The sequence below is a fragment of the Nocardia sp. CNY236 genome (assembly GCF_000482385.1).
Lineage (GTDB): Bacteria > Actinomycetota > Actinomycetes > Mycobacteriales > Mycobacteriaceae > Nocardia.
Map to the genome: position 1 here is coordinate 30,748 of NZ_AXVD01000021.1, position 15,431 is coordinate 46,178.

16 protein-coding genes are annotated in these 15,431 nt (G+C 63.1%); 7 read left to right on the forward strand and 9 right to left on the reverse strand.

From position 1 onward, the window contains the following. Positions 1–19: 19 nt before the first annotated feature. From K940_RS0113605 to K940_RS0113615, 3 genes are all read right to left on the reverse strand, one after another. Positions 20–427, reverse strand: coding sequence for a hypothetical protein (locus tag K940_RS0113605; protein ID WP_028478000.1), 408 nt, complete (start codon positions 425–427; stop codon positions 20–22). Positions 428–491: 64 nt separating this feature from the next. Further along, positions 492–1,319, reverse strand: coding sequence for an SAM-dependent methyltransferase (locus tag K940_RS0113610; RefSeq protein WP_028478001.1), 828 nt, complete (start codon positions 1,317–1,319; stop codon positions 492–494). A gap of 25 nt (positions 1,320–1,344) precedes the next feature. Continuing rightward, positions 1,345–2,232: a helix-turn-helix transcriptional regulator gene (locus K940_RS0113615; protein ID WP_028478002.1), complete on the reverse strand. Its 888-nt coding sequence runs from the start codon at positions 2,230–2,232 to the stop codon at positions 1,345–1,347. A 462-nt stretch (positions 2,233–2,694) separates the two neighbouring features. Here K940_RS0113615 and K940_RS28255 point away from each other — a divergent pair, with 462 nt between their 5' ends. Continuing rightward, positions 2,695–3,522 (forward strand): SAM-dependent methyltransferase, encoded by an 828-nt coding sequence (locus K940_RS28255; protein ID WP_051407169.1) that lies wholly within the window; start codon positions 2,695–2,697, stop codon positions 3,520–3,522. A gap of 66 nt (positions 3,523–3,588) precedes the next feature. On the opposite strand, the gene K940_RS0113625 is transcribed toward K940_RS28255, so the two are convergent. Further along, positions 3,589–4,065 carry an HAD-IIIC family phosphatase gene (locus K940_RS0113625; RefSeq protein ID WP_028478003.1) on the reverse strand — a complete coding sequence of 159 codons (477 nt, stop codon included), beginning with the start codon at positions 4,063–4,065 and terminating at the stop codon, positions 3,589–3,591. A gap of 263 nt (positions 4,066–4,328) precedes the next feature. Further along, on the reverse strand, positions 4,329–4,592 hold the full coding sequence (locus K940_RS0113635; RefSeq protein WP_028478005.1) for a metal-sensitive transcriptional regulator: 264 nt from the start codon (positions 4,590–4,592) through the stop codon (positions 4,329–4,331). Positions 4,593–4,811: 219 nt separating this feature from the next. Between K940_RS0113635 and K940_RS0113640 the strand changes: the two genes are divergently transcribed. Next, entirely contained in the window at positions 4,812–6,362 is a 1,551-nt protein-coding gene (locus tag K940_RS0113640) for an acyl-CoA carboxylase subunit beta (protein WP_028478006.1), read from the forward strand. 68 nt (positions 6,363–6,430) lie between these two features. Here the strand turns inward: K940_RS0113640 and K940_RS0113645 are convergent, their stop codons facing one another. Then, entirely contained in the window at positions 6,431–7,375 is a 945-nt protein-coding gene (locus tag K940_RS0113645) for a helix-turn-helix transcriptional regulator (RefSeq protein ID WP_028478007.1), read from the reverse strand. Between the two features lie 205 nt (positions 7,376–7,580). Beyond that, entirely contained in the window at positions 7,581–8,645 is a 1,065-nt protein-coding gene (locus tag K940_RS0113650; protein WP_028478008.1) for a fused (3R)-hydroxyacyl-ACP dehydratase subunits HadA/HadB, read from the reverse strand. A 436-nt stretch (positions 8,646–9,081) separates the two neighbouring features. Here K940_RS0113650 and K940_RS0113655 point away from each other — a divergent pair, with 436 nt between their 5' ends. Together K940_RS0113655 and K940_RS0113660 are read left to right on the forward strand one after the other, a co-directional pair. Continuing rightward, entirely contained in the window at positions 9,082–9,582 is a 501-nt protein-coding gene (locus tag K940_RS0113655; protein WP_028478009.1) for a DUF2599 domain-containing protein, read from the forward strand. 34 nt (positions 9,583–9,616) lie between these two features. Beyond that, positions 9,617–10,285, forward strand: a complete 669-nt coding sequence (locus tag K940_RS0113660; RefSeq protein WP_028478010.1) for an SDR family oxidoreductase — start codon at positions 9,617–9,619, stop codon at positions 10,283–10,285. A 128-nt stretch (positions 10,286–10,413) separates the two neighbouring features. Here K940_RS0113660 and K940_RS0113670 read toward each other — a convergent pair whose 3' ends face one another. After that, positions 10,414–11,301 carry a helix-turn-helix transcriptional regulator gene (locus tag K940_RS0113670; protein ID WP_028478011.1) on the reverse strand — a complete coding sequence of 296 codons (888 nt, stop codon included), beginning with the start codon at positions 11,299–11,301 and terminating at the stop codon, positions 10,414–10,416. Between the two features lie 90 nt (positions 11,302–11,391). After that, on the reverse strand, positions 11,392–11,613 hold the full coding sequence (locus tag K940_RS0113675) for a DUF397 domain-containing protein (protein WP_028478012.1): 222 nt from the start codon (positions 11,611–11,613) through the stop codon (positions 11,392–11,394). A 336-nt stretch (positions 11,614–11,949) separates the two neighbouring features. Here K940_RS0113675 and K940_RS0113680 point away from each other — a divergent pair, with 336 nt between their 5' ends. The 3 genes from K940_RS0113680 to K940_RS0113695 all read left to right on the forward strand — a co-directional run bounded on the left by K940_RS0113680 (position 11,950) and on the right by K940_RS0113695 (position 15,213). Next, on the forward strand, positions 11,950–12,747 hold the full coding sequence (locus K940_RS0113680; RefSeq protein ID WP_028478013.1) for an SAM-dependent methyltransferase: 798 nt from the start codon (positions 11,950–11,952) through the stop codon (positions 12,745–12,747). Positions 12,748–13,429: 682 nt separating this feature from the next. Continuing rightward, positions 13,430–14,674, forward strand: coding sequence for a CdaR family transcriptional regulator (locus tag K940_RS0113690; protein WP_028478015.1), 1,245 nt, complete (start codon positions 13,430–13,432; stop codon positions 14,672–14,674). A gap of 104 nt (positions 14,675–14,778) precedes the next feature. After that, complete coding sequence (locus tag K940_RS0113695) at positions 14,779–15,213, forward strand: CBS domain-containing protein (RefSeq protein ID WP_028478016.1); 435 nt, start codon at positions 14,779–14,781, stop codon at positions 15,211–15,213. The last annotated feature ends 218 nt before the right edge of the window (positions 15,214–15,431 follow it).

A 15,431-nucleotide genomic window follows, 5' to 3' on the forward strand; every position in this document is an offset into this window, starting at 1 on the left:
ACCGATGCGGACGCCGTGATCAGGCGGCCACGGGAAAACGGTCGAGATCGAATTCGTGCCGGCCGATGCCGTCGATGAAGGCAGCGAACTCCCCGGCATCGAAATACAGGGTCACCTCGACCGCCCGCGCGTCCGAATCGACCATGGTGAATTCGTAGCGCTCACCCTGTGATCGCTCGGTGACCAGCAGCCCCCCGCCCTGGAGACCTCCGCTGCGCAGGGCCGCCTGAAAGGCGTCGAATTGCTCGTGACTCACGATCAGCAGCTGGTTCGCGGCGAGCGGCTCGTCGCCAGCCGTGTCGGAGGTCGCGAGCTTGTCGTCCCACAGGGCGGTCCAGCCGTGCTTCCGGCCGACACGGACGCAGTTTCCGCCAGCTGAACTTCGCGCCGCCTTGATGCAGTCGTCGGGGGTGAAGCTCGGCAGCATTGTGGTGAATCCTTTCTAGCAGTGCACAATATCCGCGATTCCCGGTCCTCCCAGGTTTCGCCGACTAGAGCTTGCGGCCCACAGCCGCGAAATTGCACCGTCGCGCCGGCTCGTCGAGATCGACGGGTTGGTCCGGGAGCCAATCGGTGGCATAAGTGACCCCCGGCGGATCCTGGATGGTGAATCCGTCGAAGAACCGCACGAATGTCGCCCGATCTCGTAGTTGAACCGGATCTGCGGTGTCCTTGTAGAGAGAGGCGGCTATCGTCCCTTGTTGTTTGGTGTGATCGTCCGCATCTTCCAGCGACACATGGGTCGCGGCGAATTGGCTACCTGTAGGCAAGCAATCGCGAAGCTGCCCGACCAGCCGGTGCGGGTCGCTGTCATCGGGTACGAACGGCAATACCGAAACGATCAACAATCCGATCGGTTCGTCGAAGTCCAACAGCCGCTGCGACTCGGGATGCCCGATGATCTGCTCCGTATCGCGCAGGTCACCCTCGATGATGGCGGTGGTTTTCGTCGACCCTTCGTGCTGCAGCAACTGATGGGCCCGTGCCACCGCATCGAGGTCCTTGTCGACGTACACCACGCGGGCACTCGGATCGATCTCCCGCGCGACCTCGTGCGTATTGCCACCGGTCGGCAGACCGGACCCGATGTCCAGGAACTGGCGGATGCCCTGGGACACCATGAAGCGCACCGCACGCACGAGGAAGGCACGGTTGTGCATGGTCCAGGTGTGCAGGAAAGGAAGTTCGTCGTAGACCTTGTCGCCGAAGATCTGATCGCTACGGAAAACCGGCTCACCGGTGAGGAAGTAGTGGTACAGACGCGCAGATGTCGGCTTACCCGCATCGACGTCCCTGGCCTGAAAATCGTTGGCGGCCATGGCTTTCCCCGTTTCTTGGGTCGTATTATGCAATTCTGAACTGGATGGTACGGGCTACATGGTTGATGAACTCCCTCGAGTCCTGGACGCTCAATGCGGTGGTGCTGAGCCGAGCGAACAGCTTCTCGCACATGCCGACAGGTGGCTTGTCGACGATGTAGCGGATCTCACCGAGAGCTTCGACAACGGCAAGTTCCAGGTCTCCGGCCGCCCCGGGCGACGGAACCCGAACAAGGGTGTAGCGATCCTCCATTCCACCGCTGGGCACTGGGGTGTTGAACGGCAGGACCTGGATCAAGATGTTCGGTCGTCGGGAGAGCTCCACCAAGTGCGCGAGTTGATCGAGCATGACCTCCCCCTTGGCATCGCCGTATCGGCGGCGCAGGCACGACTCGGACAAGACCGCGTGGAACTCGGGAGCGCCGCTGGATTCGACCAGGTTCTCCTGACGCGCCAATCTCGCCTGCACCCAGTCCTCGACCGTCACGCCGTTGGCATCATCCGACATGTGCGCGTGGAGTGCGCGCACATAGGATTCGCTCTGCAACAGCCCAGGGATGATCTCGGATTCGGCGACGCGTAGCCGGTTCGCCTGCTCCTCGAGGTCGACGAGTAGTCGCAACTCCTCGAAGTACACCCGTCGGTGCCCGCTGGTCCAGTACCCCCGCTGATGCTTGTCGCGCCGCAATTCCAGCAAGCGCTGTATGTAGACCTCATCGGTGAATCCGAGTCCCCGTGCCAACACCTGGAGGTCGCCCGCCGAGATCCTGCCGGTTCCGGCAATCAGGCTATTGATCCGAGACTGCCCGACTTCGATGATTCTGCCTGCCTCTGCCTGGCTCGCGCCGGAAGCACGGATCATGTAGTTGATCTCGCGCCCGAGCAGTAGCCCCCGAGCTGTCCGCGTCGCCATGTCTCATAGCGTAGCGGTTGAATCGGTGATCGTGTTTAGGTTTCCGAATCCTGTTTATCAGGTTATGTTTACTGAGGCGGAGACATCGCCAGAGCGACTCGGCAGACCGACTCGGGTGACAGAGGAGGCTCAATGACCGTGGCCAGCAACCAAATCCACTATGCATGCACGAAAACAGGCTGGTCACCGGCAAAGCCGCGCACTGCCCCATCGCAACAAACCACCCAGCGCGAGGCGTTCTGTCGCTCGATCGCGGGAATGCCGATGTCGCACTGGATGTTCGATAGCTGCACGCGGGTAGACACCGGCTGGCATCTCCGACGTAGACCCAACCACCACCCGCAGGCTGTTCGAAGACCTTCGATCACCACCTAGCCGAAACCAACCGAAACCATGGGACCACAACAGATTTACCGCACGGCCACGCACACTCGGCCGCTGCACAGAGCAAGGCAGAATCGAATGAGCAACTTCGGACGCGGCGAACCGAGCACCAGCGCGACGCTGGATCCCTCTCGTGCGCATAGTGGCCGCATCCACGACGTCCTCCTCGGCGCTGGCAAAGACGCCTACCTGGTGGACCTCGCAGTAGGACGCAAGGTGGTCGCCGAGGCCGCCGCCTTCCGATCCGCCGCCCGCACGGCCCGAATGTTCCTGCTGCGCGCAGTGCACCATTTGGCCGCCACCGGCGTGCGGCAATTCGTCGAACTGGGCAGCGGCTACCCCTGCGCACCCAACCTCCACGAAGTCGCCCGCGACACCACACCCGACGCCCACACCCTCTACGTCGACCACGACCCGGTCGTCGCCGCACACGGGCGAGTGTTCCTTACCGACGACCACACCGACTTCGTCCACGCAGACCTCACCGACACCGCCACGATCGCCACCGAGATCCGCGCCGCCATGGACCCGGGCGCCCCGATCGCGGTATGCCTGAGCTTCGTCGCGGAATTCATCACCGACCCGCGCGCGGTCGTCGAGGCGGTCACCGCCGCACTGCCGTCGGGATCGTTCGTGGTGTTCAGCCACGTCACCAGCGACATCGACACCGCCATGGTCGATCACGCCGCAGACATCTACCGCGCCCACGACATCGCACTGCGACCACGCACCCGCGAAGAGATCGCCACGATCCTGTCCGGCTGCGACCTGCTCGAACCCGGACTGGTCGCACCACACCAGTGGCGACCGTCCGAGGACCTCGACCGACGCCATGCACAACGCCTCGGATGGGAACCACCGCGCGGGACACGCATGTGCTACGCGGCGGTCGGCCGGATACGGTGAAACTGCGGTGATAGGGCAGCGACGCAACTCCGGATGATGCAACTCCTGATCAAAACTGCGACATTGTCACCGCGAGGGAACTCTGGCGAATCCCAGCGGCGGCGTCGGAGCGGCCTCGCCGGACGAAATCGGGCGGAAATCGGGGAGCAGTGGCAGGGTGTCCACATTGCGAGCGGCAAAGCATCGGACCTCTGGCAGCGAGCGGGCCACCTCGGCCCGCTCGACCGGCTCGTCGTCGATGAAGCCGATGACCTCTGGACCGATAGCGAGTTGCCGTGCAATACGGCTTATCGCTGACGATTTCGGTCCCCAACCTATTTCGATCGGCGAGAACATATCGCACACACCGTGCCGCAACAGCTCGCCGAACGTCCACTCGTGCGCACCCCGGCTCGCGACCGCGTGCCGTATTCCACGTTCACCGAGCACATTCAGGGTGTGCAAAGCCGCGGGCCGAAGCGCGCCGCTGGTGCCGTCGCATACGGCTCCGTCCCACACGGTGTTGTCCAGTTCCCAGACCAGGCATCTCAGAGCCGGTCGCATCGCCCTGCTCCCATCGAATCGGTCACCAACGCCACTGTGCCGTGTCGTGCCGTCGACAGCAGGTGAATCTCTGGCCACCCTGTGCGGGACGCGGCCCACCGGGCAGACACTCGATCCTGCCCGGAACCGGCGCCGGTGATCCTACCGGGACGTCCACCGGTCGTCGCGCTCGTTGTGGACAGTTCCGCGCTCATCTCGACATCACGCCTTCCTACGGTAGCGCGAGTTCCCGGAGGTGCTCGGAACTGTTCACCGGCGAGGGGTCAGGCAAGGGCCAGGAACAGTCTTTCCAGTTCGTCGAGGGTCATCGAGTCCGCACCGTCTCCTTCGGTAAGGCAGTCGCGCAATCCGGTGGCAACGATCTTGAAACCGGCTCGGTCCAACGCTCGGGACACCGCGGCGAGCTGGGTGACCACGTCTTTGCAGTCACGGCCCTGTTCGATCATGGCGATCACACCCGCGAGCTGGCCATGGGCGCGACGCAACCGGTTGAGTACCGAGGTGATGCTGTCCTTGTCACCGACCATGAGACTGTTCCTTCCTCGAACTTCGTATCTCAGTATACCCACCCGGGTATACCTCGACGTCCGCGGTGTCCGCTGCCGAGCACTCGACAGTTGCCTGGCTTCAGGCTGTGAGTTGCCTCATGAGATATGGAGAACACCTGTGCAGCCGCTGGGTCGGCCGATAGCATCGGGCGCCGCGTTTCCGCCTGGCAACGCGATGAGTTTCAAAGGACACCAAATATGAGCGGTACGCGAGACAAGCTGGACGAGCTGCGAGAAATCCTCGAGCTAGCCGAGGAACCAGCCGGCGAATCCGGCATCGCGAAGCGCAAGAGCAAGGGAATCCCCAGCGCGCGCGAACGCGTGCGTGCTCTGCTCGACCCGGGCAGTTTTGTGGAAATCGGCGCCTTGGTGCGACAGTCCGGTGCGCCCGACGCCATGTACGGCGACGGGGTGGTCACCGGTCGCGGCCGGATCGACGGTCGCCCCGTCGTGGTGGTCGCACACGATCAGACCGTCTTCGGCGGGTCGGTGGGCGAGATGTTCGGCCGCAAAGTTGCCGCAGCATTGGACTTCGCCACCACCAATGCTTGCCCGGTGGTGGCGATCAACGACTCCGGCGGCGCCCGAATTCAGGATGCGGTGACCTCGCTGGCGTGGTACGCGCTGATGAGTCGTCGACAAGAACGACTGTCGGGCTTCGTTCCGCAGGTGTCGATCATGCTCGGCAAATGCGCGGCAGGCTCGGTCTACGCTCCGGTCAACACCGACGTCCTGATAGCAACCGACGCATCGTACATGTTCGTGACCGGGCCCGAAGTGATCAAAGAGGTCACCGGCGAAGAAGTTACCATGGAGGAACTCGGTGGAGCGCAGGTCCAGGCGGCCAACGGCACCATCCACCACGTGGCCACGACCGAGCAGGACGCATTCGACTGGGCCAGAACATATCTGAGTTATCTGCCGTCGAGTTGCCTCGAGCGCGCACCGATCGTCAATCCGGGACTGGAACCTACGCAGACCTCACACGATCGCGAGTTGGACTCGATCATCCCGAATTCCGATCGGGAAGGCTATGACATGCACGATGTTCTCCTGCGTCTGTTCGACGACGGAGACTTCCATGAGATCAGCGCGGCCACCGCGCAGAATCTGATCGTCGGCTTCGCCCGGGTGGATGGGCGCAGCGTCGGAGTGATCGCGAATCAACCCTTGGTCCTGGGCGGCGCAATCGATGCCAAATGCTCTGACAAAGCGACGCATTTCATCCGACTGTGCAATGTCTACGGGCTGCCGTTGATCTTCGTCGTGGACACACCTGGCGTGTTGCCCGGCGTCGAGGAAGAACGCAGTGGGGTGATCAAACGTGGCGGGCGATTCTTCCGCTCGGTGATCGAAGCTACCGTCCCGATCGTGACGGTCGTCGTGCGTAAGGCCTACGGCGGCGGCTATGCGGTGATGGGTTGCAAGCAACTCGGCGCCGATATCAGCTTGGCGTGGCCGACCGCACGTATCGCTGTGATGGGTGCGGAAAGTGCGGTGAGCATCGTCGGCAAGCGGCAGCTCGCCCATGTACCGTCCGCGCAGCAGGCGGCCATGCGCGAGGCCATGATCGATCACTACAACGCCACGGTCGCCACTCCGTGGATTGCAGCCGAGCGTGGCTACATCGACGCGGTGATCGAACCCTCGAGTACCCGACTGGAGATTCGTCGCGCCTTGCGCCTATTGCGCGAAAAGGAAGTGAGCACCACCCCCAACCCGCGCAAACACAGCCTCTTCCCGGTCTGATGAACCGATAGCTGGACCACGTCGCGACGGCCGCAGAGCACAGCTCGACAGACACCGGGTGTGCACGCTCAGACGGCCTCGGATGGCCGATTCATGATCTCCGGTTGGCGCTCACGCAACGCGAGCACCAGTTCTCTGGTGTACTCCGGCGGCGCGGCGTGTACGGACAGCAGATTGGCCACGGTGCGGTAGGCAGCAAGGTCGGTGTGCTTGTCCAGATACAACGCGCCGGTGAGTTGCTGGAGATAGACGATGTCGGGCAGGTCCGGCTCGGCGAAGCGCAGCATGGTGAATGCACCGTCGGCGAGCGCGGGCCCGCCGACATGATCGGCGAGTACCTGCACGGTGATATTCGGCGCATCGGAAACTCGGATCAGGTGCTCCAACTGGTCGAACCAGACCTGCGATCCACCGATGCGGCGCCGGAGAACCGCTTCTTCCATGATCAACCACAATTGCGGCGGGTCCGACCGCGTCAAGATCTCTTGCCGACGCATGCGCAAGGAGACCCGCCGCTCGATCGCATCCGCGTCCTCACCGGGATGAGCGAGAACGAGGAGCGCGCGGGCGTAGTCGGGCGTCTGCAGCAGCTCCGGTATCACACGCGGCTCGTAACAGCGGATCAGCGCTGCTGCCTGCTCCAGTCCGAGATAGGTATCGAACCATTTCGGTAGCCAGTCCGAATCCCGATGCCACCAGCCAGAGGTATTCGCCTGCCTCGCCAACTGCTTGAACTCGGCGCACTCGTCTTCGTCGGTCATTCCGTACAAGGCGAGCAAGTCGATCAAGTCTCGTTCCCGGAAACTGGTGCGTCCCAGTTCCAGTCGGCTGATCTTCGAATGCGATCCACGGATGGCGGCCCCCGCCGCCTCAAGCGAAATACCTCGAGCCTCGCGCAGCCGTCGCATCCGTCCCCCGAGGATCATCCGCAGCGCAGTCGGACCGCCCTCCGTGACTGGAGTCGTTCCGGGAGTATCTGATTCGTTTTGAAGCCGCACTACCGAAGCTCGCATGCACCGAGTCTCGCATGTGCGTTGCCGACACTCCAGCGCTGAATCCTACCGGACAGAAAAGGATTCACAGGTGTGAGCACATCTGTACGATCGCCGCATCGCGCTGTCGGTGGACGCGCTGTCGACATCCACGAGATCCCACGTGCGAACAACAACCACTGCAGCCCGGCAGGGTAGCCGCACCGCTCCCCCACTCAAAGACGCATCAGCGCAGCAACAATTCCGCAGTAGCCCGCCCGAACAGTTTGCGCCCAGCGCAGGTCGCGCTGAGCGCGACCGTGGCAGCACGCCGGTCCGGATCCATATCCTTCACACGACCACGAAATTCGATCGTACTCGCCTTCGTCGCAGGAATCGGAGCCAATCCAGCGAACCGAACTGCGTACTTCGCCACCGCGACCGGGTCGCCCGACCACGCGGTGAGGTACCTCGCACCGAGACCCATCGTGAGTAGCCCATGGGAAACCACATCGGGCAATCCCGCGCTGCGCGCCACGGCATCGCTGAAGTGGATGGGATTGGAATCACCCGATACTCCGGCATAATTCACCAGATCACCTCGAGACAGCAGCGCGGTCCGGGGCGCGAGCTCCATGCCGACGAACAATTCGTCGAAAGCCGGCACGGTTCGCGGCGTTCGAGGCGCATCGCCGGGGCAGGGCTGTGCTGGTTCATCGAAGCATTCGACCAGGCCGGTATCCACGTCCGCGCCTCGAACCGCCGCCGCGTCCGATCGATCGGCGGCCGACTGCCCGGTCATGATAACTCCGCCGGCAATGGCACGCAGTTCAGTGGCCAGGTCGCTCTCGGTCTGCGCTACCGCAGTGCTGTGCGCGGTCTGCAGGACATCCTTGTGCTGATTGGTGAGCACGGTCTTGATGACCAAGAAGTCCTTGTCACCGAATTGCCGAAACGACTCGAAATAGGAGTCGCACTGGACGTGGTCACCCGCGACGATCGGGCGGTGTACCTGGATGGACTGCTCGGTCTGCAACACCTGCCCGAGGTCGTAGCCGGTGAGCACGGACTCGAACATCGCGCGCTGCACCACCATGAGCACGATCGAGGAGAAGGTCAGCGGCGCGATCAACCCGTCGAAGCCGAACTCGGCTGCGGCGCTCTCGTTCCGGTGCGCCGGATGGTCGTCCTGCAGTGCTCGGGCGAACTCTCGGATCTTCTCTCGGCCCACCTCGTAGTGGTCGGTGAGGCGAAATTGCCTTCCCACCAAAGACCTGGCCTGGTCGGACGCAGTGTGCGTGATGCTGTTCATAGACCTCTTTCACAAGTTCGACTTCACCCCACCCGGACCCGTCCGATTCCGACCCTCCCCAGGTGCGTGCCGCAGGGCGTCGTATTCGGGCATTCGAACAACGGACCGAAGAAGAACACCAGCCGCGGTCATGATCACCAACCAGGGCACACCGCGTCACCGGATATCTCCCGGCAGTACCACAACGACCAGCACTCACCGAATGTGAGCCGATGTGGTTGCGCTACCGGCCGTATGTCGTCACCAGGCGAATCACCGCCATGATGACGGGCTCACCGTGCACAATACGCTATTGCTCGAGCGCACGCGGCGACTTCGTTGTCCGGGTGGAGTCCGCAGGTTGCGCCGCCCACGGTCCGGCGGTACTGCACACCCGCTACGCTCGAGTCGGCACCTCGAACGACGGTGCCGAGCGCCAGACGCAGGAGGTTCGACCGTGGCACAGCGGTACCCGAATCTTCGAGCTGGTGTACGCACCGCCGCGCTTCTTCCACTCGTCCTACTGCTGACAGTGTCTTGCAGCGGTGTCGAACCCACAACCACGGCCAGCTCCGACCAGACCACGACCAGCCGCCCCGTACCCCCGAGTTCGATCTCGCCGAGCACCCCGACCATCGATCCGCATGCGGGCCAGCCGTTGATCGACCATGTCGAGTGGGTCGATACAATCGATGGCCCGAGGCTGTTGGTGTTCCCAACTCGGGCAGGACGACAGACCACCTTTGCCGATGCCGACGACCGGGCGTGGCGGGAGATTCTCGCTCACTCCCCCGAAGCCGACAGCCCCGGCATGCGCGATCAGTTCCGCTGTCACTGGGTCTGGGCACGGCTGGTGCAACCGGACAAACCGAGTTGGAATCTCGAGCCCTGGCGTCCTGCTGTCGGCTACCCAGCGACCGTAGATGCGCAGTGCAACCCCGGCGGACCCGAGCGCTGAGCCCGAGCACCGCCCCTACCGAGAGGAATCGCCCATGCGGATCGTCATCGCCGGCGGACACGGAAAGATTGCACTGCTACTCGCGCCATTGCTCACCGCGCGCGGGCACGAGGTCGCCGCACTCGTCCGCAATCCCGATCACGCCGCGGACGTGCGCCGTGCAGGTGCCGTGCCGCTGGTGTGCGACCTGACCGAAGTCGGCGGCAACGAGCTGTTGGATGCCGTGAAGGGCTGCGAAGCAGCCGTGTTCGCCGCCGGGGCCGGGCCGGGCAGTACCGCCGAACGCAAATACACCGTGGATCTCGGCGGCTGCGTCCGGCTTGCCGAAGCCGCCGAGGAAACCGGAATGCGCCGCTTTCTGCAAATCTCCACAGTAGGCGCGGGCCATCCGCCCAGGCCAAGATCGGGCGAGGTGTGGGCGGCCTACATCGACGCCAAGACCCGAGCCGAAAACGATCTACGAGAGCGTGCACTGGACTGGACGATTGTGCGGCCGGGGCCGCTGATCGACTCCCCAGCGACTGGACTGGTCACGCTCACTCGGTCACCGATCGGTCGCCGGGAGGTCACTCGCGCGGACGTCGCAGCGGTCTTGGCCGCAATCCTGCCCGCCAGACACACCTTCGGTACGACACTCGAATTGGCGTCGGGAAACACTCCGATCGACCAAGCCGTCGTGCAGCTGGCCGACCAAGCGCAGTGAACCTCTGGTCGTTCTAGGCCACAACGCGTTTCGTTCGCAGTGGCGGTCCACACCCCTCGACCAGTACGGTCGCGGCGTCAGTAGCGACCAGCTCGATTCCAACTGCCACCGCGACCACCCGATCGGCATCAGCACCCCGCGGCGTACTTCTCCATGATCTCGATCGAAACGTCCGGGCGCTCCGCTTGCACACACAACCGATCCATAACCGACAGGTACAACGCCAAGTCTTGCCGCCGATCGAGATACAGCGCACTGGTCAGCTGTTCCAGATAGACGATGTCGGGCAGTTCCCGCTCGCTGAAGCGCAGAATGCTGAAGGAACTCCCCGCCGCGGCATGACCGCCCGCCGCGTATGGCAACACCTGGATCGTCACGTTCGGCAATTTGGCGAGCGACACCAAGTGCAGTATCTGCTCGCGGTGCACCTGCGCACCACCGACCGGGCGATGAAGAACGGCTTCGTCGATCACCGCCCAGATCACCGGCGGGTCCGATCGAAACAGGATCTCCTGCCTACGCTGACGCACCGCCACACGGCGTTCCGTGTCGGCGTCCTCGTAGCCGAGCGCTACTACCGCCCGGGCATACTCGGGCGTCTGCAGCAGTCCTGGAACAAGGTGGGCTTCGTAGGTACGGATCTTGCCCGCCGCCTGTTCCAGACCGAGGTAGGTACCGAACCACTGCGGCAGCAGATCGTTGTAGCGATACCACCACCCGGGTTCGTTGGCCTTCCTGGCCAGCTCGAGGAACGATTCACGCTCCTCGGGGTCGTGAACCCCGTAGAGAGTGAGAAGATCGCGAATGTCGCGTTCCTTGAATCCGGTACGGCCCAACTCCAAACGACTGATCTTGGCATGCGAGCCTCGGATTGCATCACCCGCCGCTTCGCGGGTAATGCCCTTCTCTTCTCGAAGCCTCCGCAACTGACCGCCCAGGGCGATGCGTAGCACGGTTGGACCACGTTCCGCGACAAGAGATTGCAGGTGACCATCATCATCGGGTTCAGCGATCATCGAGTTCGTCTCCGATACTCCGGGGGTTGCCCACAGTGTGTCACAACCATTTATCACAAGACACACCGCGCCGACCGCTCATGCTACCGCTCAACTCGTCAAATAGTCGAACTCTCCAGCCTTTGCTCCACGCACGAAGGCATCGATCTCCGGCCGAGTGTAGAACAGGGTCCCACCTTCCGGATCACGCGAATTACGCACTGCCACCTGGTCATTCGTCGCTTCGGCCACTTCGACGCAGTTGCCGCTCGGATTGCTGAACGAACTCTTGCGCCACGTTCCGACGATCTTGTTGGCGGATGTGTCCGACATCTTCCGACTCCTTGTTTGCCATGGTTCGGCGAATCATCTTGTGCATATGCACGTTCAAACGTTCTTGCATTTGCACCAACACGTGACGATAGCACGTCGTTCGCCCTCTCCGCGGGGTCGTTGCGAGGAAACAATGCGCCAGCAACGGTCTACCGGGACACGACGAGCAGGGAAACAGCACCTGGTCAGCTCACTGATCGGCACCACTCGCGGAACGTCAATCTTGTACTGTCACAGGGGAACTATCGAATACACAAGGCATTCGCGGCCCTCGCAGCGCCCATCGGACGCCACCACCGCGGAGAAGTTTCGCCAAGGAGTTCAAGGAGTCCACCCATGCCCGATGACAACAGCCCGCTCATCCGAACGGATATTCCACACTCGGCACGCATCTGGAACTACTGGATGGGCGGCAAGGATTACTACGAGGTCGATCGCCTTGCCGGCGATGCCGCCATCGAAATCGACCCCGACATCACCACCATGGCAGTCCAATCGCGCCAGTTTCTCATTCGCGCCGTACGCCACCTCGCCGGCGAGCAGGGTATTCGCCAATTCCTGGATATCGGGACGGGCCTGCCCACCATGCAGAACACCCACGAGGTCGCCCAGACCGTCGCGCCGGAGTGCAAGATCGTCTACGTCGACAACGACCCGCTGGTCCTCACGCACGCACAGGCACTGCTCACCAGCACGACGCCGAACGGGACCACCACCTACATCGACGCCGACTACCACGATCCCGAGCAAATCATCGAGGACGCTCGCAAGATCCTGAACTTCGATGAACCGATCGGCGTGATGTTCATGGGAGTGCTGGGACACGCCAAGACCTATGACGACCTGTTGCGGATCGTACGAACGGTGATGGACTCGGTCCCGTCGGGCAGCTTCCTGGTGATGTGGGACAGCACCGACGACAACCCGGCGCACGTCGCAATGTGTGAGAACTACACCGGGACCGGCGGCACGCCGTACCTGCCTCGCCCCCAAGCACAGATCGAAGCCGTTTTCGACGGCCTGGAAATGGTAGAGCCGGGGTTCGTCTCCATCACGCAGTGGCGGCCGGCCCATGCCGAAGTCGGTGAGGTCCGACCGATCAACGCTTACGGCGCAGTCGCGCGCAAATCATGACGTCCTGAGACCGAAAGGGAAGCAGCACAACGCTGGTCGCCCGAGTCGGCAACGACGCCTCGGGCGACTCCCCTTTCAGGTGATCGCGCAAATGCACTTGCATCTGCAAGCGACACGCGCATAGACTTGCCCTCGAAATCGGGAGGTACGCAAGGCGTTCGAGCCAGCACCACGATCGCGCCAGCGTCTCCGCGACACGCTAGATATTGAGGGGCAGTCGAATGATCCATCCATTCCGAACTCCCCACCGGGTTGCCGTCGTCGGTGGCATCGGTGCGGGGTACCCCTCATCCGACTTTTCCAGGTCGGATTGTGGTGTAGAACCCCATGGCCTCACCTACAGACAGGCCCGCGACATTCTGTGCGCTCATGAAGTACACGGCCCCCAATGCAGGCAGTGGCTGGCCGCGGCTGCCTATCTTTCGGCCGGACTGGACGACGAATAGGTCCAACCCATGCCATGGCTGCCGACCGGAGTCGGCCGATTCATGCCCGTGTGCTGGAGTGCGTCGGCCGCCCTCCACGGCGGCGACTCAGGTCACGGACGATTCGGCACACACCGCGGCGCGCCCGTCGTGGATCTTTTCGATCCCACCTCCCGCGGCCATCTGTTCCGTATAGTCTTCCGATCGACTCGGGCGCCACTCTCGCACGCCTGATGTGGCATTGGAGCGAATTCGTCATGACCCACTCCGCCCCGGATCAGTCTGCCGGCGCGCCCGGCTCGATGCTGAAAATCTGCGGCCAGCCTGCTTCGGCCCTGCTACAGAGCTCCGAACGCATCGCCGAACGAATGGAGCGTCATTTCGAGAACGCCTGGCCGCCCGGGAACCGATTTCGCTCGGACATCCCCAGCCTCACCCGGACCTTTCTCGACCTCGCCGCCCAGACGTTCGACCGACGCGGTATTCCAGGTGGCGATCAATTCGGCGTGGTACGCGCCGCGGCAACCCGATGGGCACGCGAGCACATTCCACTGACCACCATCCTGCGCACCTATCACGAGGGCTTGCGCGTAGCCTTCGAGCTGATCACCGCGCCAGCCGATGCACTCGACCTCGATGACGTGCTGTGCGCTGCCGATCTCGTTCTCCAATTGCTGGAAGCGATCACAGCGGCAGTGACGGACGCCTATGTCGACGAACAACATCTGATAACCAAGGAGCATCAGACTGCGACCCACACTCTTGCCTCGGCTCTGCTGAGCGGTCGGGGCAGCTCGGCCCTGGCGCGGCAGACGGGCATTCCGATCGCGACGTCCTATCAAGTGGTCGCACTATCGATTCCAGAGCACCCGGACGAACGCGGCCCGTACGTCGACGGAATCATCGTTGCCCGACGAAAGCTGCATCGGTTGCAGGCGGAACTGGCGACCACATTCGCCTCCCGGGCACTCGCTTTGCTCAGCGTCAAGGGCGGCACACTCCTCATTCCCCTCGGAGATGAGGAAACCTCTCTCAACGACGCCACCCTCGAGTTACTGGCCGACGCCGCTGCGGTACCGCTCACCGCGACAGTGGTACCCAGCGAGACCGATCGGATACCCGAGTCGGCCGATCAAGCCCACGAATTGCTCAACTTGGTTCGCGCCGGCGCCCGTCCACCCGGCCTCTATCGCATGTGGGATCTCGCCGTCGAGTATCAGCTCACCCGTAGTGGTCCGGCTACCCAGCGAATCGCCACCATTCTCGATCCACTGGACTCCCATCCCGAACTCTTCGACACCATGCGGGCCTACCTCCGCAACGATATGAACCGGCAGCTCACCGCACGGCAGCTCTACGTCCACCCGAACACCGTCGACTATCGGTTGCGGCGCATCTCCCAGCTGGCCTCGATCGACCTGACGACCTCGGCCGGCATCTCGCAAGCCGCGGTCGCCCTGCTCGCACGTGACCTCGACCGCAGTGTCGCCCGCCTGCTGTGAGGTTTCCCCACCGTGACGTAATCGTAGCCTGTAATGGATTTGTGCTGGTCACCAGACCGCGAACTTGCGATCCTGGTAGTGCAGCGACGTCTGGACGGTGAAACATGCGAATTTCGGAGATTTTGCGCAGAAAAGGCAGCGACGTCGTCACGGTGGCGCCCGGTGCGACTGTACGCACGCTACTCGCCGCGCTGGCCGTGCGAAACATCGGCGCTGTGGTCGTCTCACCCGACGGCAACGCGATCTCGGGTATCGTCTCCGAGCGCGACGTGGTGCGCTGGCTTCATATCCGCGGGGCGGACCTACTGGATACACCCGTCTCGGAGATCATGACCTCCGACGTGCGCACCTGCACCCTCGATGACCGGATCGACGGCTTGCGCCGCACGATGACCGAGCATCGCGTACGGCATCTGCCGGTGGTATACGAAGGCAGACTGGTCGGTATCGTCAGCATCGGCGACGTGGTGAAGAGCGCGATCTCCGAACTCACCACCGAACGCCAACACCTCGTGGAGTACCTGCAAGGCCAGTATTGAGATCGCGGGGCCGACTTTCGATCATCGGCGCCGTCGAAACAGTGGGAGGTTCTGCGCGAACGAGCGGCACGGTGTCGGAGCTGGTTCCGAAAGGCGTTGTCCACGAAAAACTCCCGAGCCCGGCGCATCACGACGTATCGTGGTGGCATCCGAGCGGCTGACGAAGGGAGCGCACGGTGCGGTCCCCTGCCTCGAGTCCACTGGGTAGCCCGGCGGCT